The sequence below is a fragment of the Marinomonas spartinae genome (assembly GCF_016461715.1).
Classification (GTDB): Bacteria; Pseudomonadota; Gammaproteobacteria; order Pseudomonadales; family Marinomonadaceae; genus Marinomonas; species Marinomonas spartinae_A.
Genome location: NZ_JAEMUI010000012.1, coordinates 17,733 through 37,174, shown reverse-complemented (window position 1 = coordinate 37,174; position 19,442 = coordinate 17,733). Strand labels below are relative to the sequence as shown.

Genomic DNA, 19,442 nt, shown 5'->3' with positions numbered 1-19,442 from the left:
AACATGAGCGAGATCTTCCAAAACATCCCTTTTGTACAATACGAGGGTACCGAGTCACACAATCCTTTTGCCTTTAAACATTATGATGCCAAAAGGGTCATCATGGGCAAAAGCATGGCGGAACACCTAAGAATGGCAGCCTGTTACTGGCATAACTTCTGTTGGTCTGGGAGCGATGTGTTTGGTGCGAATACCTTTGACCGCCCTTGGAACAAGCCGTCTAATCCAATGGAGGCAGCCAAGCTAAAAGCGGATGCAGCCTTTGAGTTTTTTAGCAAACTGGGCATTGGTTACTATAGTTTTCACGATGTGGACGTTAGCCCAGAAGGATCATCTCTAAAAGAATACATTCGTAATTTTTCCGAGATGGTAGAAGTGCTACAAGCCAAACAAGAAACAACAGGCTTAAAGCTGTTGTGGGGCACTGCCAATGCCTTTTCTCATCCTCGCTATATGTCAGGAGCGGCCTCTAACCCAAATCCAGACATTTTTACCTATGCCGCAACGCAAGTCTTTCATGCGATGAATGCGACTCATGCCCTTAACGGTGAAAACTACGTGTTATGGGGTGGCCGCGAAGGCTACGAAACCCTGCTCAATACCGACCTAAAACGAGAGAGGGCTCAGTTGGGACGCTTTATGCAAATGGTGGTCGAACATAAACACAAAATAGGCTTTGCTGGCACCTTACTGATCGAACCCAAACCCGCTGAGCCAACCAAACACCAATACGATTACGATACCGCCACGGTTTATGGCTTCCTAAAAGAGTTTGGGCTTGAGAAAGAAATCAAAGTCAATATCGAGGCCAACCATGCCACCCTAGCGGGCCACAGCTTCCACCATGAAATCGCCACCGCTTGTTCTTTGGGGATTTTAGGCTCGGTGGATGCCAACCAAGGGGATGCGCAACTGGGCTGGGATACCGATCAATTTCCAACCAGCGTGGAAGAATACACCCTAGTCACTTATGAGATTCTCAAAGCGGGAGGATTTAAAACCGGTGGCTATATGTTCGACACCAAACTACGTCGCCAATCCACTGACCTTGAAGACATGTTCCACGCACACATTGGTGCCATGGATACCCTCGCCTTGTCTCTGCAACGTGCGGTGAAGATGATCGAAGGGGAAACCCTGTCTAAGCTTGTTGAGCAACGCTACGCCAAGTGGAACGACACACTCGGCAGCAACATTCTCAGTGGCAAACTCTCGCTACAAGATCTTGCCAACTACGCTGTTGAACATGATCTCGACCCTAAACCTGTCTCGGGCCGTCAGGAGATGTTAGAGAACATGGTCAATGGTTATATTTATCCTTGATTAGAAACATACACCATACTTCTCTATTCATAATAAACTTTGACTCCGCTTTCTTTATAGCCAAAGGGTTATAGAGAAAGCGGACCGAATGCCACTTAACGTCCTTGGCAAGCCGCGACGACACGTGATATTTCAATCCACCCAAGTTACGCTTTTTCATCATCAACAAGGATTTTAAATCATGTATTTACGAATCTATTGCCTTGGTGATAGAGGCTTAGAGATCCCCGTTCTTCACTAAAGAGCCGGGGGGACCTTTTCTTTTAAACCATTGACGGCGTTGTTTTTGGCTAGAAGAAGTGGCGCTGTCTCATGCAGCCAAAGACCCAGTATGCTCACTACGATTGCGCATCCAGCTTGCAACAATAGCGGTGCACTCAATCCGTGAAGGTCGGCGAGCCAACCACCGATTATCGGGCTGAGTACGCCACCGAAGATTTCACCCATCCCCATGACTAAACCGACGCAGGCAGCAACTCGGTACGCGGGGACCGTTTCAGACGGGATCGTCGCCATGAAGATAGGAGCAACACCGCTGGCAGACCAGGTAATGAACAGCAAGCAGCAAAAAACCCAGAATGGCCCTTGGAAGTACAGCGCAGTAAGCGGCGTCAGCGCTCCGATCAACGAAAAGACCACCACCACTGTGCGACGGCCAATGCGATCTGACAGTGCTGGGACGATAAAGCTGCAAAACGTGGCGCTGGCCCCGAGTACGCTCATCAAAATGCTCATATCATTGGAGCTGAAATGGCGTTCATTAATATAGTACATTGGCATAAAGGCCCAGCCCAATACCATCCATGCCACATAAAAACAGGCAATAACCATACTCAGCCAGACATTTCGGTAGCGTATCAGGTCTAGCAGTGAGCTGCTCGGCGTCGCGGCTTGAGAAGTTTGAGAAATAGTTGGGGTGATGATCGTGGGGGCTGGTTCACGCACATACTTCCAGATCATGTAAGCAGCGATCAAACCAGGTATGCCCGCGACGAAAAAGGCAATATGCCAGTCGTAATGGCTGGCGATGGCAACAAGCGCCAACGGAGCAATACACGACCCCAGCAGGTTACTCCCGAAGTTTTGCATGATCCCCATATTCTGTCCACGGCGCGTCTGCGTGGAGTTCATAGCCATCAAAGTTTGCGAAATGGGCAGGATAGAGCCCTCGGCTGCCCCCATCAGCAAACGCGCAGCCAACAGCATAAAGAATGAGCCCGCCAACCCGGATACGAATGAGCAAGCTGAAAACACCACGACGGCCACTAGCAGATAAGGTTTGCGTCGACCACTACGATCCGAATGGGCGCCCAATAGGTACCCTGACAGTGCCCATGTGAAGGACAGTGCAGAAACCAAGATGCCTACTTGCGTATCGCTCAATTTCAGGTCTCGGGCGACAAAGGGGGCTAAAAAACTCATAGCATTGCGGTCAAAAAAGACAAAGCCAAAACTCAGGCTGAGGATTAATAGTAAACGATTTTCATAATGAGATAACCAGTGGCGCATAGCAAATCTCCCGGTACGATTATTGTTATTAGAGGGCGCTGACCTTGATGTCTCGTCAAGCAGTTATTCAAAAGGCAAGCATCATGCCAGTTACATTGGAAGGCGCTAAACGGCTGGATTTGCGAGAGTTTAGTTTAGTCGAGCGTACGTCAGCTTGATCTTTGTTGATGAACATGGGAAAGTTTGATGATCAAAATTAATGTCTCTCATCCTCTCGCAGCAATCGCTGCGTACAAAAAAAATAACTAGGAGAAAGCATGAGCCATTCAACCCTTACCCCCGTCGTCGAGCCCTTTATTAGAGCCATTCAGGCATATGAAACGAGCACCCCAACACCCGCTGACCTCCGGCGTTATCTACGTTTCTCTGACGAAGATGCTCGTATTTGGTTCGATGATCAGAGCATGGTTATGCTGCGCTCTTCTGCATTCGGAGCATTACGCCATGAGCTAATTGAGAGTGTAGGGGTCGAGGGTGCTAAATGTATCATGATGCGCATAGGCTACTCAGCTGGCTCTCTGGACGCTGAATTGGTTCGCAAACGCTGGCCAGGCTCTGACGACCGCAGTTCGTTTATTGCAGGTGGACGACTGCATGCGCTGCAAGGTATGGTGAGAGTAGAAACAGTGAAACTAGACCTCGACATAGAGAACGGCTATTTTCATGGCGAATACCTGTGGCATGACTCCCGTGAAGCCCATGAACACATCACCCACTATGGCGTCGGAGATGAGGCTGTGTGCTGGATGACTCTGGGTTATGCTGCGGGCTACGCTAGTTCCTTTATCGGCAAGCTGGTGGTGTTTCGTGAAGTGGAGTGCGTGGCGGCGGGCGGTAAAGTTTGTCGCATTGTCGGTGACACCGCTGACTGCTTATCTGACGACGAGCAAGATGCCGAATTGCGCTACTGGGATCCATCCTATTTCATACAAATGAACTCAAACTGGTCACCACCAGAGCATGTTCAGGCACACTTGGCCTCTACCTCAAACAGTTTACCGATACAAGACGATATGGTTGGAATATCAGTGGGCTTCAGTGTTGCACGTCATCAAATCGAACAAGTCTCACCCACTCGCGCGACCGTACTGTTCAGCGGTGAATCTGGGGTCGGAAAAGAAGTTTTTGCCAAATGCCTGCATCAGCTCAGTTCTCGAGCTGACCGCCCTTTAGTTGCCGTTAACTGCGCGGCACTGCCTGAAAGTTTGCTGGAGGCCGAGCTATTCGGCGCCGAAAAAGGTGCATATACTGGGGCCACTCAAAGCCGTGCTGGGCGTTTTGAGAGAGCCTCGGGCGGCACACTGTTTCTCGACGAAATCCAAGCTTTGAGCCTGAGCGCCCAGAGTAAGTTGTTGCGCGCCTTGCAGGAAGGCGAGATCGAACGGGTTGGTGGTAACCGGCCGATCAAGGTTGATTTGCGGGTGATCGCGGCGACTAATTGCAATCTGAAGCAGGCTATTATTCAGGGAACCTTTCGGGAAGATTTGTTTTTTCGTCTGAATGTTTTCCCCATTCACCTGCCCCCCTTGCGCGAGCGCCGCGACGACATTCCTTTGCTGATGGAGCATTTCTTCAAGCATTTCACCAAACTGTACGACAAACAAGTTACGGGGTTCAGCGCACGGGCGGTGGAAGCTTTGCTTAACTATGACTACCCAGGCAACATTCGCGAGCTACAGAACTTGGTCGAACGTGGAGTGATCGCCGCGACCAACAATGACTGCATCCGTTCCCAACATATGTTCCCCAATGGCGAACAGTCACCTCGGTCTGGTCTGAGTGTTGGTGGCGACGGTAGCTTGTGTAGCCCAGCGAACGGACATAGCGCCGACCTCGATGTACCGGTGCCGCCAATGACAGAACTCAAGCACTCGATTCACAGTCAGCAATTGGAGCATTACCTGCAAGTGCTTCAAGAATGCGGGGGCAACCTCTCTGCGGCAGCTCGGCAGTTGGGGATTACCCGTCCGCAATTGGCCTACCGATTGAAAACTCACGGTAATGCTTGAGTTTGAACAAATTTGCCAATCCAACCTCCCGCCGTAGCGGGAGGTTGCTAATCACAGATCAAACAATTTATTGCGACTAGACCATATGGGTAAAGATACTTATTGTTGTTCTCCTGTATGGGACATTTATGAGACGGCACAGTGCGCGTAGCAATTGCTAGGATAAAAATTTGATTATGGCGCTACCAGCACTTTACATTGCTGGGTACGATGACGTAATGCGCTAAAAGCCTCAGGCATTTGCGCCAAGCTTACGGTGTCGCTAACCAATGCCAAGGGTGTTGCGTGGGGGCCCTCCAGTGCGTCGATAGCAGCGCAGAATTCAGCATGGTTGAAGAACGCCGAGGTCAGCAAATTGACCTCCTTGGATAACACTCGAAACGGTATGAAACTATCCGCTACCGTGCACAACCCAAGAATCACCACGTTGCCTCGAGGCTTGACGTACTCTATCGCCTGGGATATCAGCCCCGGCAGGCCAACGCACTCAAAGACAATATCAGGCGATCCATCAAGCTGCTGATTAATGCGCCGTGGCAGGTTGGCATCGTCCACTAGCAAGTCGCTCGCACCCAACTGTAAAGCGCGCTCGCGCTGCCATTCGCCCAAATCGGTAATGACCACTTTGGCTGCGCCTAATCGTCTGGCCCAGAAAGCGACAGCCAAGCCGATGGCCCCAGTTCCCAGAATAAGCACCTTGGCTCCAGGCTTCAGTCCCGAACGCATGACACCATGTAAGGCTACCGCCAATGGTTCGGCCAAAGCGCTGTTCGCTAAGCCCACCCCCGCAGGTAGAGTCACGCATTGATGTACCTTAGCAGTGGCTAACTGGGCGAACCCACCTCCTTGCAAACTGAATTCGCTACACCACGCTGGTTCGCCTCGAAGGCAACTAATGCAATGGCCACAACCGCGTAACGGCGCGACAGCAACGTGGTCGCCGACCCGCAGGCGGTCTACTGCACTGCCGCATTCCACAACACGACCGCAGTACTCGTGACCAAGAATACTACCGGGGCTGATTCCAAACGACGGATCTTCAGTCATGTGCAGGTCGCTACCACAAATACCGCACCGACACACTTCAATCAGCACCTCGTCGGCAGCCGGTTGTGGTGTCGCGACAGTAGCCAGCTGCAAGGGAGTGTGTAGCTCGTTGAATACAATAGCTTGCATATAGAATCTCCTTAGTCGACTAGGCCGAGCATCTGCCCGCCATCGATAACAATTTGTGCGCCAGTCACGTAACTGGAGGCGGGCGAGGCGAGGAACAACGCGAGGCCTTTGATTTCCTCCGTAGAAGCGATCCGATGTTGCGGTACGCGCTTGGCGAACGCGCTTCGGTCGGCCTCATTGTGCAGGCGGCCGCCAGCGATGTTGGTAACAAATGGCCCGGGAGCAATGGCATTGACATTAATACCATAGCGTGCCAATTCCATGGCTGCCTGCCGCACCAGTGAGGCTGCGCCAGCTTTGGCTGGCATGTACGGCGTGCCAACAATGGCTTCATTGATAATCGCAGCGTTAGAGGTGGTGACAATGATGCGGCCATGTCCCTGGGGTTTCATTAAGCGCGTAGCAGCACGCAGGGTGATAAAAACTGCCGTGAGGTTAATCGCAAGGACTTTATCCCAGTGTTCCTCTGTGAGGTTTTCCAAGGCTCCATCAGTGGAGCGCTGGCCTTCGCTGTCAAGAAAACCTGGTCCTGCGTCGATACCAGCATTGGCGAATACCACGTCTAGGCCGCCATAGCGCTCACCGATGCGGGCAAAACTGGCATACATTGCGGCGCGATCGGTGACATCAACCACTTCCCCTTCAACTGAGTAGCCTGCTTTCGTTAGTCGCTGAACCTGCTCCTGTAACGACGTGGCATCGATGTCCAGCAAGGTCACCCGCGCGCCAGCATCACACATGACTTCGGCATAGGCTAGGCCGATGCCACTGGCACCGCCCGTAACCACACAGCTCAACCCCTCTACTGAGAATCTCTGCCAAAATTTCATACCATTCTCCTTATTTGGTTGAGTCCACATCTTACTCATAAAAACAGTGCCTTATTGATCGCTAATCCGTGTTTTTCGCAGTGGCTGATGTAGTGATTGATGAACCAGAATACATCGGTGGTTTCGGTATACACGCCATTATCATCAAAAAATTCGATGGGGCCGTGTATCCAAAACAGAGCTTTCATGCCCTTAGGGTCATCGCTATAGAGGGTGTGGGCTGCGCCAGGGTGTTCGTAGACATAGCTGCCAGGGCGCGCAACCCAGTCGTATTCGTAGTATCCCCAACTACCTTCTAGGGTCACCGCCGATACTGCCGAGCGATGGCGGTGGGTGCCGATTTTGCCCCCGCCTTTAACCCAGAGGATATTGCATACACTTCCGGTACGTACATCGAAGCTGAGATGACGAATTGCTGCGCTATCGCCAAACGGAACCCACGGAGATTCGTCTTCTCCGATACCTATATGACCGCCCTCTAAGCCGTAGCGATCGATAATGGCGGCATTGGGGTCGACGGGAAGCTGGACGATATTTGACTCTTTGGAATTGGACATAAAAGTGGCCTCTTTGATTATTTTTATTGAGTTTAGCCAGCACACTTCACTAGCTGCAGAAGACAATAAGCACAGGCTATGCCAATTGACGGAAGCCTTGAATTGACAGGAGTGGAAGGAATTTTACGAAGTCTGATGATGACGCGAAGTCATCTAGACTCATGATGTTGATGATCAATTTTGATCAAATATATTGTTCGGGTCACTTGGGTTGGTATAAAGTCATTTTTCCGGTTTCGCTTATATAGACGACGATCCGTAAGCGTAGATTGTACCTATTGGATGACTCGGAGGAAGTAGTCTTATTTAGAGGTTAAAGCGCGTCTAACACGAGCAATCAAACGAGTCAGCAGCATGACTTATAAGCAAAGAACGGAGATTTCCAAGCCCCGACATCCAATACGAAAAACGAATAAATTTAACGCTTTCTGCAATCTTCATTATCGGCTGCGCATTGGCATACACTGATATCGGCATACTAGCGGTCAAAGCGACTTTGAGAAAACAAGTGTCAGCTAAGTCACGCAGAGGATTAGAAACCGCTTCCTAATTGCTCTATGTCTTTACTCCTTAGCAAGCCGCGACGACACACGGTATTCTCCTGGCGTCATGCCAAGGTTTTTCCTTGTGACTGTGTACATGTATTGCACGGAAGGGTAACCACAGGTGCGGGCGATTTCATCAAAGGGCAAATCGGTGGAAGTAATCAGTTCACAAGCGCGGTAAAACTTGGTCATGTGCAGCTGTTCATGCATAGAACAGCCTATTTCCTCAGTAAAGCGGGTTTCTAGGTTGGTACGGGAAATGCCCACAAAGTCGACGACTTGTGCAACTTTCACCCCTCGACAAGCATTATGACGAATAAAGTGCATCGCTTGCATGACATAAGGGTCTTTTAATGCGCGAAAATCCGACGACTGACGATCTTCTATGCCCACAGGGCTGACCACCACGAGCGCCTTTTCAGCGGCGTATCCTTGCAAGTTTCGATGCAGTATTTTGGCGGCCTCGTAGCCCATTTGCTTACAACCCTGCTGCACCGATGACAAAGCCGTACGGTTTAAATATCTGGCCATGTTTTCGTTGTCTATGCCGACCACCGCCACTTCTTCAGGTACAAGAATATTCAGGTGATCACAGGCTTGTAATAGATGACGGGCACGGGAATCCGTAACAGCAATGATGCCAATGGGTTTTGGCAAGCTCATTAACCAGCCTTCTAAATCCTGCTGGGCGCTTTGCCAACACTCCGCCGAGGTACAAAGCCCCTGATACACATAAGGCTCAAAGCCATCCGCACTGACCTGCTCAACAAAGGCGTATTCCCGCTCATTGGACCAACGGGTAAACGGGGTACTCGGTACGCCGTAAAAAGCAAACTGAGGTAAACCTTTACGCTTTAAGTGGTCATAAGCCAGCTTGACCAAGGCTCCATTATCGGTCGCCACATAAGGAAAACGTGGATAGTCTTCTTTGTGATGGTAGGAGCCACCCACGGCGACCATCGGAATTGTTGTGTCCTTAAGGAGTTCTTCCACTTCTGGATTATCAAAATCAGCAATAATTCCGTCTCCTTGCCAGTTTTTGAGCCCATCTAAGCGATAACGAAAATCGTCTTCAAAGTACACGTCCCAATCACATTGAGCCGCTTGCAAATATTCGCCAATCCCTTCGATTACTTGTCTGTCGTATACCTTATTGGCATTAAAAACCAAGTTAAGTCGATAACGTTTTTCAAACATATTCCATCTCTTATTTTTATTAACGTCGGTGATAGATAGTTGAATTTCTCAGCTAAAGCAAACTTATAAGAGTCCTTTTACTCCTTGATATAAAGACTGAAAACGAGCCCGTTTTTCCTCGTATTGATCCAGCATATGAACACGGGGTTCATAACGTTTTATCAATTCCGGCTGAAAGCAAACCTCATGAACAGACGCCAAGCCTTGCACACCCAGTGCCGCTAAACGGGCTGCTCCTAAAGACGGGCCAACGTCACCCCCTTGCCGGTAATCCATGGGCACAGCCAATATATCCGCTAGCAGTTGCAACCAATAGGCACTTTTTGCCCCACCCCCAATCACATCAATACTGTCCCCAATACTTTGTACCGAGCGCACGGCATCCAGACCGTCCAGTAAGGCAAAAGTCACGCCTTCTAATACGGCATTGACCAGATCCAGCGCCTCAGTTTCGTGAGTCATCCCCCAAAACACGCCTTTAGCATTGGGGTCATTATGGGGCGTTCGCTCGCCACTCAAATAAGGTAAAAACGTTACTGGGCGAAAAGCCCCTTGATGTGCTTCTAGGGCTTGAAATGCCCCAGGCACACTCGTAAAACCTGTGAGTTTTGCGCCCCAGTCCATACAGCTGGCAGCACTTAAAATCACCGACATAGTATGCCATGTATTGGGTAACGCATGCCCAAAGCTGTGAAGCGCCATTGCAGGGTTCGCCGTAAAACCATCACTCACAGAGAAGATCACCCCAGAGGTACCCAGAGACAACATGGTTTGTCCCTCTGACACCACGCCCATGCCCACCGCGCCGGCGGCATTGTCACCTCCTCCAGCGACCACGGGCACCACGGGTAAAGACCAACGCTGGGCCAAGGTTTTATCTAACTCTCCGGTGATTTCTGGCCCTTCAAATACTTTTGGCATCTGCTCTACTGTAAGACCCGTTGCCGCCAGCATGCGCTTACTCCAAGTTCTCTGCTCCATGTCTAGCCAGAGGGTGCCAGAGGCATCCGACACATCTGTGGCAAATTCCCCTGTCATGCGCAGGCGCAAATAATCTTTGGGTAATAATACCTTCGCGGTTTGTTGGTAAATCTCCGGCTCATGCTGTTTAACCCAAAGCAATTTCGGTGCAGTAAAGCCTGGCATGACTAGATTGCCAGTAATCCCCTGAACATCGGGACAGTGTTGCAGTAATCGTTGGCAGGCGTCAAAGGAACGGCCATCGTTCCATAAGATGGCAGGCCTTAGCACCCTATTGTCTTTATCTAGCAAAGTGGCTCCATGCATTTGTCCCGACAGGCCAATGGATTTAACCTCCTGCAAATTATGTTCAGCCGCCAGGGCCAGCATGGCGTCATCAGTAGCCTGCCACCAAGCCTCTGGGTTTTGCTCAGACCATAAGGCGTGGGGTCTTGAGACACTTAATGGGGCGGAGTAACTCGCGGCGACACGCCCTGCTTCTGTCAATAAAATCACTTTAACGGCGGAGGTACCAAGGTCGATTCCTAAATACATAATTGTGCTCTCTTCTCAAATAGTTAAACGTGGCTTAGCGGGCTTTTTTGGTTTTTACATCCAGCCAAACGGCCAATAATAAAATCGCCCCTTTCACGATCAATTGCCAAAAAGTTGGCACATCTAACATACTCATGCCGTTATCCAAGCTCGACATAATAAGCGCCCCCATAATGGCACCGAAGACGGTACCAACTCCGCCCGCCAAGCTGGTTCCGCCAATCACACACGCAGCAATGGCATCCAGCTCTGCCATGTTTCCTGCCGCTGGCGAGCCTGCCCCTAAGCGAGAGGTTAAAATTAAGGCGGCCACCGCCACCATGATGCCATTTAGCCCAAACACCAACATTTTAGTGCGCTCAACATTCACACCAGACATGCGTGTCGCTTCGATATTACCGCCAATGGCATAGACTCGACGACCGAAAGCCGTACGTTTGGCAACATAGGTCAGGATTATGATCAAACCACCCATAAGCAAAATAGGCGTTGGAATGCCCCGGTAATGGTCCAAAATAAAGACTAAAGCCAGTAGTGCCACCACCATAGCAATGGCTTTGCTGTATTCAAACTTGGCGGATTGATTGCGCACACCGTGCTGTTGTTTAGCCTTACGACGCGAATATACCCTTGCCAATAGCCCCAAACATAATAGGCTGACCACGCTGATGCCCCAGCTAAATGGTATATAACTTTGACCAATCACAGACATGGCGCTGGATGTCGGCGCCACCGTCACGCCATCGGTAAAACCAACTAGGACACCACGAAAAGCCAGCATGCCTGCCAAGGTCACAATAAACGATGGCACCCGCTGATAGGCAACCCACCAGCCGTTAAATAGCCCCAGAAGCAAACCGATTCCCAAGGTCAACAAAATGGTAAGCACAATGGGAAAGTGAAACCAAACATCGAAAATCGCGGCAATACCGCCCAACAAGCCCATCATGGAACCGACGGACAAATCGATTTCCGCACTGACAATGACAAATACCATGCCAATCGCAAGTACGCCGACAATGGCCGTTTGACGCAGTAAATTGGAAATATTACGAGGAGAAATAAAAGACCCATCGGTCATGACGGTAAAAAACACGACAATAAACAAAATCGCCGCCACCATGGCGAACAGCTGTAGCTGGTTGGTTTTTATTTTTATAAACATCCTAGGCACCTTCTTTGATAGCACAATTCATAATGATTTCTTGAGTTAACCCTTGGTGATCAAATTCCCCTTTTAATTTCCCTTCGTGCATGACCAACACGCGATCACTAATACCGATCACTTCCGGTAACTCAGACGACACCATGATGATGGACACGCCCTCTTTCACCAGTGAATACATCAACTTGTAGATTTCGTACTTCGCCCCCACATCGATGCCACGCGTCGGCTCGTCTAAAATCAAAATCTTGGGATGGGTTAACAGGCATTTGGCAATGATGGCTTTTTGTTGATTGCCACCGCTGAGATGTTTGATGGCCAGTTCAGGAGAGGCCGTTTTGACCTTTAAGCGAGCAATGTACTCTTCTATGTCTTGATATTCTTTGTCTTCATCCACGCTCCCAAACACAGAGCTGAAATGATTCGCCTTGTAGTTATCCAATACTGACAAGGTCATATTGCGTCCAACGCTCATAATGGGAACGATGCCGTGACGCTTGCGATCTTCTGGCACCATGGCAATACCCGCCGCCAAGGCACTACGCTGGGAACGAATCTGTTTTGTCTGCCCCTCTAACTCAATGCTGGCTCGATACTGACCGTTATAGCAGCCATATAAGCACTGCATTAACTCGGTTCGACCGGAACCAATTAAACCCGCAATGCCCAGAATTTCCCCACGATGCAGTTCAAAACTGACCTCATCAACTTGCGGTCGAAAGGCACCAGCTTGTATTGCAGTGGCCTTATTAACTCGTAATACCACCTCGCCTATTTCATGATCCTCACGGGGAAACAGCTCCTCTAGCTGACGTCCCACCATCATCGCGATGATGTCGTGTTGCGTTAGCTCAGAAGCCGCCTTGGTGGCAATGTGGTCACCATCTCGAATCACCGCCACCCAATCAGACAATGCCAACACCTCATCCAATTTATGGGAAATGTAAATGCAGGCAATCCCTTGGGCTTTCAGCTCACCAACAATATTGAGCAAAATGCGAATGTCAGCACTGGTCAAAGAGGACGTCGGTTCATCTAAAATCAACAGTTTGACGTTTTTGTTCAGTGCCTTGGCAATTTCGACTAACTGCTGTTGGCCCACACCTAGCTCACGCACCAAGGTATCGGGTTGTATGTCTAGCTTCACACGCGCTAATAGTTCACTGGCGCGATGATGCATGGCCTCGTCGTTCAAACGTGCAAACGAGCCGATTTCATTGCCTAAAAAAATATTCTCCATCACGGAAAGTTCTTGGACCAGCGCTAGTTCCTGGTGAATGATCACAATGCCTAAAGCTTCGGTATCTCGAATACCGTTTGCCTGAATAAGTTTACCTTGAAAATAGATCTCGCCTTCATAGGAACCATAGGGCCAGACACCACTTAACACTTTCATTAAGGTCGACTTGCCCGAACCATTTTCACCGCAAACCGACAATACCTCGCCTTCGCCAAGGGTTATGCTGACACCGTTTAACGCCCGCACACCGGAAAAACTCTTCACTATATCGCGCATATCCAATAGGGGTTGTTTCATATCGACACTCTCTTGAAAGCAAAGGCGCCCAGATGAGCGCCTTATCATCAATAAATTAAGGGTTGTAAACGTCTTTATGAGAATGGAAACCGTCAGCAATAACGGTACTGTCGATGTTGCTCTTATCCACTGCGATAGGGGTGAGTAAGACGGAGGGCACGTTCATTTTGCCGTTATTCACTGTACCAGTGGTTTTGATTTTTTCACCTTTTGCCAGTTTCACCGCCAGCTCGGCACTGATGGTCGCTTCTTTTTTAATGGGCTTATAAACCGTCATGGTTTGCGTACCAGCAACAATACGACGCACTGCAGCTAAATCGGCATCTTGACCGGAAATCGCCACTTTGCCCGCCAAGCCTTGTGCATCAAGTGCTTGAACCGCTCCGCCCGCCGTTGAGTCATTGGAAGCAACCACCGCATCAATCTTGTTATTATTAGCGGTTAACGCATTTTCCATGATGTTCATTGCCGCTTGCGCCGACCATCCGGTGGCCCATTGATCTCCAACAATCTTGATATTGCCATCATCGATAGACGGTTGAAGCACCTTCATTTGTCCTTCACGGAACATTTTGGCGTTATTATCCGTTGGGGAGCCGCCCAGTAAGAAATAGTTACCTTTAGGGACACGATTCAACAAGGCTTGCGCTTGCATTTCTCCCACACGAACGTTATCGAAGGACACATACAGGTCAACGTGAGCAAACTTAATCAGTCGGTCATAGGCGAGTACTTTGATGCCTGCCGCTTTGGCTTCAGAAAGAACACTGCCTAGCACTTCGCCATTTTGCGGCACGATCACTAGGACATCCACACCCCGTGATATCATGTTTTCGATTTGCGAGATCTGGGTAGTGGCATCACCATTGGCAGATTGGGTATATACCTTAGCTCCTAAGGATTCCGCTTCTGTGGTAAAAAAATCACGGTCTTTTTGCCAACGTTCAAGACGCAAGTCAGACATCAGCAAACCGATCTTTTCACCTGCCGCCATCACTGGCACAGACGCAACGAGGCAACTGGCAATCAAACTCATAGAAAGGATCTTTTTCATCGTCTTCATTCCTTTTATTTTTATTCATTGAAGGATCTCCATAAGAGAGTAAGCAGACTGTAAATTGATGCTTTCACGAGAAGTATTATCTTTTTTTGTTTTGGTTTAGCGTTTTTGCAAAAAAGCCCTTTGAGAGGATTTTCAAAGGGCTTAAAGATGATGTGTGTCAATAACAACACAGACATTAAAAGAGGATAGACCTAACCTGGCAATAAAGCTCTTACCGCCAAGAACAACACAGAAGGCCCTAAAAGACAGCCCAAAGCAGTATAGAAAGCCGCCGTTAAACAGCCATAAGGCACCAGTTTCGCATCTGTTGCCGCCAATCCGGCTGCCACACCGCTCGACGTGCCCATTAGACCACCAAAGATCACCGCCGTTCTTGGGTTATTAAGTTGAATAAGGGGAGCAACGAACGGCGTCACCACCATCACTAAAATAGATTTAACCAAACCAGCGGCAATGGAAAGCGCCATCACCTCGGAGCTAGCGCCAATAGCCGCCCCTGTCACTGGGCCCACTATATAAGTAATCGCCCCCGCGCCAATGGTTGTGATGCTAACGGCATCTGTATAACCAAACGCCATGGCAATGGCTGCCCCAGCGATAAAAGAAGAAAAGATGCCAAAGAAAAGTGCCAATACGCCACTTTTCCCTGCGCGTTTGATTTCTTCTATTTTGACGCCAAAACCGGTCGCGACAATTGCAAAGTCACGCAGCATCGAGCCACCCAGCAAACCTATCCCTGACAACAGGGGAACATCCACCACCCCTTTGTGCCCACCCGTAAAGGCACCACTGAAGTACGCCATGGTTAAACCTAAGAGAATCGCGATGGCGGAGCCATGAACCCGTCCACGGGTGAACTTTGCGGACAGCCAGTAAGAAAACCACATGGTCAAACCGATCACGGCAAAACCGACGATTAAGCTGTATTTTGTGCTCACTAACAATAAAGACTCAAACATAGTGCCACCTTAGACGCGGTCAGTAGAGGGAGACGAAATGGACTTTGACGCTTGCGTCTTCTCTTTGCCCATACGATCGAGCACTGGCACCAAGGCAAAACCAAGAACAACTGCGGTCACACCTGCACTAATCGCCATGGCACCGCCACTAAAGGCTCCAAATACATTTTGCTTTGCCGCCATCGCCACCACGACAGGAATATACACCGCACTCCAAAACTCAACACCCTGTTCCGTTTTTGGATCGATCACCCCTTTTTTATTGAGATAACTGCCAGACAGAATCAATAAAATCATCGCGATGCCGACACCACCCACATTAGCAGGAAGGCCCAATAAGTGCCCTAACACCTGCCCGATACTGATACCGACTAACGTACAGATTGCTAATAATGCCACTCCATAAATAATCATACTGCTCTCCAATTTTGTAATTTTTGTTTTACTGGATAAAAAGGTTTTCTTCTTCGTTACCTTATCTTGAGTCCATTACCGTTTATCTTTGCTTTCTCCCTCCATTTACTGTCTTCCTCCAAAATATAAAGTATTCAACTTGGTATTTTCGACGCTGTAACACACACCGTGACGAAGCGTGTTACGAAACAAACTGGTTAATGTGCTCCCTGGCGGCATTTCAATGGCTTTGCTCACACCGCGTTCGACGAGCATTTCGCAGCTATCATGCCAGTGCAGTTGTTGCGCCATATTAAGCGCTAAATCCTCCTTTATGGCGCTCGCTTGTTTGATAACTCTGGCTTTAGCGGCGCTGACGTAACGTACAACAGGCTCGTTTAGCTCGATGTGCTGAAATGTTTCCAACAGCTGCTGAGATGGCTCACTGAGTAAAGGGCAATGAGACGGGACGGCCACATCAAGCAGCGAGCTGGTCCCCGAACCTTTTTTACGAACCCTCTCTGCCGCTTGTTTGAGTGATGCTTGATCGCCTGCTAACACAAATTGCTTCGGAGCATTTAAGTTCGCTAGATAAATACGCTTGCCCTGATTTTGGAGTACTTCTACCACCGCTTGCAATTGTTCAAACACCGTACCTGTGATGGCGAGCATGCCATAGCCAGACGGATAAGCGCTTTTCATTAATTCTCCTCGCGTTTTCACCAAAGATAAGGCATCAGCAAAACGCAAACAGCCAGCCACAACAGCGGCAGGATAGGCACCAATGGATAAGCCCAAAACATAGGCGGGGGTGATGTCATTCGCTTGCAGGTAACGCCCCCAAGCAACCCCACAGATAAGCAAACTCAGCTGTACATTCACGGTGTCTTTTAATGCCTCAGCAGAATCTAGAGCGCCTAACGAAACACCTAACCCCTCTTCTGCTTGCTCAATCACCTCCCTCACTTGTGAATGCTTGGGTAAATGTTGCAGCATCAATGGCCGCTGCGCCCCCTGTCCGGGAAAAGTAAATACCGTGGTCATAAGCTCACCTCTTCTCGCCAAGGATCCCTCACCAAAAAAGGGCCAGTTTCCGATTTCAGCAACACTGTTTGACTCTGCCCCGCCCACTCCAATAACGCGATGGCCCCCGTAGGGGTTTCGATTTGAATATCCAAGCGACAGGGTAATTCACCGAAGTTTTGCCATATGTCCCGAGCGCAAGATTTGGTTAATGGCTCAGGGGATTGGATCACTAAATCAAGATCACTGTCCGCGTGTATTTGCTGCTCTCCTGTCGCTAGCTCATAGCCAAGGCTGCCCGTTATTCCCCATGGTAAATCGTATCCATCCAGCACTGGGGCGACGCTTGCCAACGCCTGCAACACGGGCATGGTGAATCGATCCGGATGCTCCATCCAAGCTTGCCCCTTGGCTATGTCATAGGGTGTGATGCTTGATTGCACAGCACCCACAGACGCATAGGCGGCGTAACGCTGGCGTTTATTGGCACCACGCACACCAACGGCAATCAACGTGGTTGTTGCCATTTTTTCGCGGCGCACGACAACAGGGCCATTTCCCTCGGTTACCCAATAAGGCAAGCCTTGTGTTTCGTCTTTGGCAATCAACGAAGAACGATCAAGCCAAAGTAAATCGTGCGCCTGCCAAGTCATCATTTTGGTGCCGCGCTTTTCCATTGGGCACGAAGCCGTTCACGTACCAAACGGGATGCCCCTCGATTTTCCCCTTGCAATCGCTTAGTGATTTGGGTGTCACCACCAAGGTTTTTCACCGCTTGAACCAATTGTCTTTGTACTAACTCAATGTCTTCAGGTGAGGGAGCAATGGCACTGCTAACATCGATAAAGTCGTCGATAAGCCCCAAGGTGGCAAAGCTTTTAAGATCGTAAGCCATAGGTGGTACGGTTTTGGCCAGTTCGTCCAGCGCGTCTTCCGAACGCATAGTGATGCGTGCGGCGGCCGCTTTGCCCATGGCATGCACCATGACGCCTGAGTCATTCAACGCCAAAATACTATTGGCCTGATAACCGTGTGCTAAAAATGCCCCCGACATGGCTTTCCCCACTAATAGAGAAATAACCGGATGGCCTGCTTGCCTCGCTTGGGCGTAAGCGGATACCGCACCAGCCAAGGCTTGATGAATGCCCAATGCTTCTTCTCTACGCCCATAAGCTTGGCTAGGCACATCAACGATAGCGATAATGGCCGATTTATGTACTGGCTCAACCGTCGCTTCTTGCGACACAATATGGCTAACTGCCTCTGCTAAAGCCCAGCCTTCTAACAGCCCCACTTCCCCATGACGTGCTCGCGGATAGCGATTATGGGCATCGGGCTGAATCAACAATAGAGAACAGGTTCGTCCGGATAGCTCACCCTCACCAATCAAAAGAGAAGGCACCGCACCTTCTTTGACGGTCATTTGTGCTGCGAGCAAATCAAACCAAATACGGCCACGATGGGATGCCAATATATTCATAGGGACGCCTCCTTAGACAAGATCGCACGGGCCATTTCCGCTGTTATTTGTGAGCGGGTGTCCACCTTTTTCAGTCGATCTAAAGAGGATTGAATTGCTTCGCTACGAAATGCCTTCGGCACACCTTTACTCAGATATTCTTGGACTTTTTGGCGAACTTTGATGACATCCGAGTCAATAAAATCGTCAATCAAGCCCGTAGCATCGCGTTGTTCACCTCCTGTTAATCCCCAAATAAAGGGGCGATCCTGAGAGTCGTACTCGCTGACTCCTGCTTCTTGCTCAATCACCTGAGGCCCATTCAAACCAAGGCGACCTTCGCGGGTCATTAATAGATAACTACATAAGCCTGCCGTAATAGACATGCCACCAAAGCAACCCACGGGGCCTGTAATCAAAGCGACAACTGGCTGAAACTGACGCAAGGCAACTATCGCCGATTGAATTTCAGCAATCGCCGCCAAGCCTAAGTTGGCCTCTTGAAGCCGCACGCCACCGGTTTCTAATATCAGTACCGCTGCAATGGATTCCCCTGCTTGATTCGCCTCGACCGCTAACTCAAGTGTGCCAGCTATTTTTGCCCCGGCCACTTCCCCCAAGCTACCGCCCTGAAAACTGCCGTCGACGGCGATGGCCACCACCGATTTTCCATCAATCGAACCGCGAGTCGTCACTACACCATCATCAAACTGCGGCACTATACCTTGCATTTCTAACCAATGAGAGGTGACACGATCGAACGGCGTCACCATTTCCCTCATGGAACCCGCATCCAGTATGTGTTCAACGCGTTTTCTCGCACTTTGCTCAACAAAACTGATGGCCAATCTTGGATCATTTCCATTACTCATAAGACAACTCCTTGGCTAAGGCTTGCTCTAAAGCCTGCTCTAAACGCAAACGAATCACCCCCGGTGTAGCAGAAAAATCATGGATATCCATGCGCATTGCAGGTAATGGATGTGCCACTTCAAGACGCTCAATGATGCTTAACCAACGTTGCTCTCCCTGCTCAGCGGATGAATGAATATAAATATCCGCTTGGGGCTGATCGCTGTTGTCGATCATGACTTCTAGGTCTCCTGATCCCACATAGCCAACTAGGGCTCGATCAATTGGCACGTTACGGGCCGGACGAGTAAAATGAAAAGTATTCATAGA

The 19,442-nt window shown here is 49.6% G+C and carries 18 protein-coding genes; 2 read left to right on the top strand and 16 right to left on the bottom strand.

Translation table 11 applies throughout. The features are described 5' to 3' along the window. Window positions 1-3: 3 nt before the first annotated feature. Complete coding sequence (xylA, locus tag JHD45_RS12105; protein WP_199476776.1) at window positions 4-1,323, top strand: xylose isomerase; 1,320 nt, start codon at window positions 4-6, stop codon at window positions 1,321-1,323. A 237-nt stretch (window positions 1,324-1,560) separates the two neighbouring features. Here xylA and JHD45_RS12100 read toward each other — a convergent pair whose 3' ends face one another. After that, the gene (locus tag JHD45_RS12100) at window positions 1,561-2,832 is read right to left on the bottom strand and encodes an MFS transporter (RefSeq protein ID WP_199476775.1); all 1,272 of its coding nucleotides are present in this window, start codon (window positions 2,830-2,832) and stop codon (window positions 1,561-1,563) included. 257 nt (window positions 2,833-3,089) lie between these two features. Here JHD45_RS12100 and JHD45_RS12095 point away from each other — a divergent pair, with 257 nt between their 5' ends. Continuing rightward, window positions 3,090-4,841 carry a sigma-54-dependent Fis family transcriptional regulator gene (locus JHD45_RS12095; RefSeq protein WP_199476774.1) on the top strand — a complete coding sequence of 584 codons (1,752 nt, stop codon included), beginning with the start codon at window positions 3,090-3,092 and terminating at the stop codon, window positions 4,839-4,841. 174 nt (window positions 4,842-5,015) lie between these two features. Here JHD45_RS12095 and JHD45_RS12090 read toward each other — a convergent pair whose 3' ends face one another. The 15 genes from JHD45_RS12090 to mdcC form a co-directional block, all read right to left on the bottom strand. After that, a complete protein-coding gene (locus JHD45_RS12090; RefSeq protein WP_199476773.1) occupies window positions 5,016-6,017 on the bottom strand; it encodes an alcohol dehydrogenase catalytic domain-containing protein in 1,002 nt (333 codons plus the stop codon). 11 nt (window positions 6,018-6,028) lie between these two features. Continuing rightward, window positions 6,029-6,847: an SDR family NAD(P)-dependent oxidoreductase gene (locus tag JHD45_RS12085; protein WP_199476772.1), complete on the bottom strand. Its 819-nt coding sequence runs from the start codon at window positions 6,845-6,847 to the stop codon at window positions 6,029-6,031. A 35-nt stretch (window positions 6,848-6,882) separates the two neighbouring features. Continuing rightward, window positions 6,883-7,404: a 2,4'-dihydroxyacetophenone dioxygenase family protein gene (locus JHD45_RS12080; RefSeq protein ID WP_199476771.1), complete on the bottom strand. Its 522-nt coding sequence runs from the start codon at window positions 7,402-7,404 to the stop codon at window positions 6,883-6,885. A gap of 563 nt (window positions 7,405-7,967) precedes the next feature. Next, window positions 7,968-9,146 (bottom strand): XylR family transcriptional regulator, encoded by a 1,179-nt coding sequence (locus JHD45_RS12075; RefSeq protein ID WP_199476770.1) that lies wholly within the window; start codon window positions 9,144-9,146, stop codon window positions 7,968-7,970. 63 nt (window positions 9,147-9,209) lie between these two features. Next, window positions 9,210-10,661, bottom strand: a complete 1,452-nt coding sequence (gene xylB, locus JHD45_RS12070; RefSeq protein ID WP_199476769.1) for a xylulokinase — start codon at window positions 10,659-10,661, stop codon at window positions 9,210-9,212. Window positions 10,662-10,695: 34 nt separating this feature from the next. Next, window positions 10,696-11,826, bottom strand: coding sequence for a sugar ABC transporter permease (locus JHD45_RS12065; RefSeq protein WP_199476768.1), 1,131 nt, complete (start codon window positions 11,824-11,826; stop codon window positions 10,696-10,698). Between the two features lies 1 nt (window position 11,827). Next, window positions 11,828-13,363 carry a xylose ABC transporter ATP-binding protein gene (locus JHD45_RS12060; RefSeq protein ID WP_199476767.1) on the bottom strand — a complete coding sequence of 512 codons (1,536 nt, stop codon included), beginning with the start codon at window positions 13,361-13,363 and terminating at the stop codon, window positions 11,828-11,830. Window positions 13,364-13,418: 55 nt separating this feature from the next. Continuing rightward, window positions 13,419-14,417 (bottom strand): D-xylose ABC transporter substrate-binding protein, encoded by a 999-nt coding sequence (gene xylF, locus JHD45_RS12055; RefSeq protein WP_199476766.1) that lies wholly within the window; start codon window positions 14,415-14,417, stop codon window positions 13,419-13,421. A 200-nt stretch (window positions 14,418-14,617) separates the two neighbouring features. Next, complete coding sequence (gene madM / locus JHD45_RS12050; protein ID WP_067343026.1) at window positions 14,618-15,385, bottom strand: malonate transporter subunit MadM; 768 nt, start codon at window positions 15,383-15,385, stop codon at window positions 14,618-14,620. Window positions 15,386-15,394: 9 nt separating this feature from the next. Next, window positions 15,395-15,799: a malonate transporter subunit MadL gene (gene madL / locus JHD45_RS12045; RefSeq protein ID WP_199476765.1), complete on the bottom strand. Its 405-nt coding sequence runs from the start codon at window positions 15,797-15,799 to the stop codon at window positions 15,395-15,397. A gap of 105 nt (window positions 15,800-15,904) precedes the next feature. Next, window positions 15,905-16,822 (bottom strand): malonate decarboxylase subunit epsilon, encoded by a 918-nt coding sequence (gene mdcH, locus JHD45_RS12040; protein WP_199476764.1) that lies wholly within the window; start codon window positions 16,820-16,822, stop codon window positions 15,905-15,907. Continuing rightward, entirely contained in the window at window positions 16,819-17,457 is a 639-nt protein-coding gene (locus JHD45_RS12035) for a malonate decarboxylase holo-ACP synthase (RefSeq protein WP_199476763.1), read from the bottom strand. The genes mdcH and JHD45_RS12035 overlap by 4 nt, the downstream gene beginning before the upstream one ends. Further along, window positions 17,454-18,281, bottom strand: coding sequence for a biotin-independent malonate decarboxylase subunit gamma (gene mdcE / locus JHD45_RS12030; protein ID WP_199476762.1), 828 nt, complete (start codon window positions 18,279-18,281; stop codon window positions 17,454-17,456). Before mdcE ends, JHD45_RS12035 begins: the two co-directional genes overlap by 4 nt. Then, the gene (locus JHD45_RS12025) at window positions 18,278-19,132 is read right to left on the bottom strand and encodes a biotin-independent malonate decarboxylase subunit beta (protein WP_199476761.1); all 855 of its coding nucleotides are present in this window, start codon (window positions 19,130-19,132) and stop codon (window positions 18,278-18,280) included. Before JHD45_RS12025 ends, mdcE begins: the two co-directional genes overlap by 4 nt. Continuing rightward, on the bottom strand, window positions 19,125-19,439 hold the full coding sequence (gene mdcC / locus JHD45_RS12020) for a malonate decarboxylase acyl carrier protein (RefSeq protein ID WP_199476760.1): 315 nt from the start codon (window positions 19,437-19,439) through the stop codon (window positions 19,125-19,127). Before mdcC ends, JHD45_RS12025 begins: the two co-directional genes overlap by 8 nt. Between the last annotated feature and the right edge of the window lie 3 nt (window positions 19,440-19,442).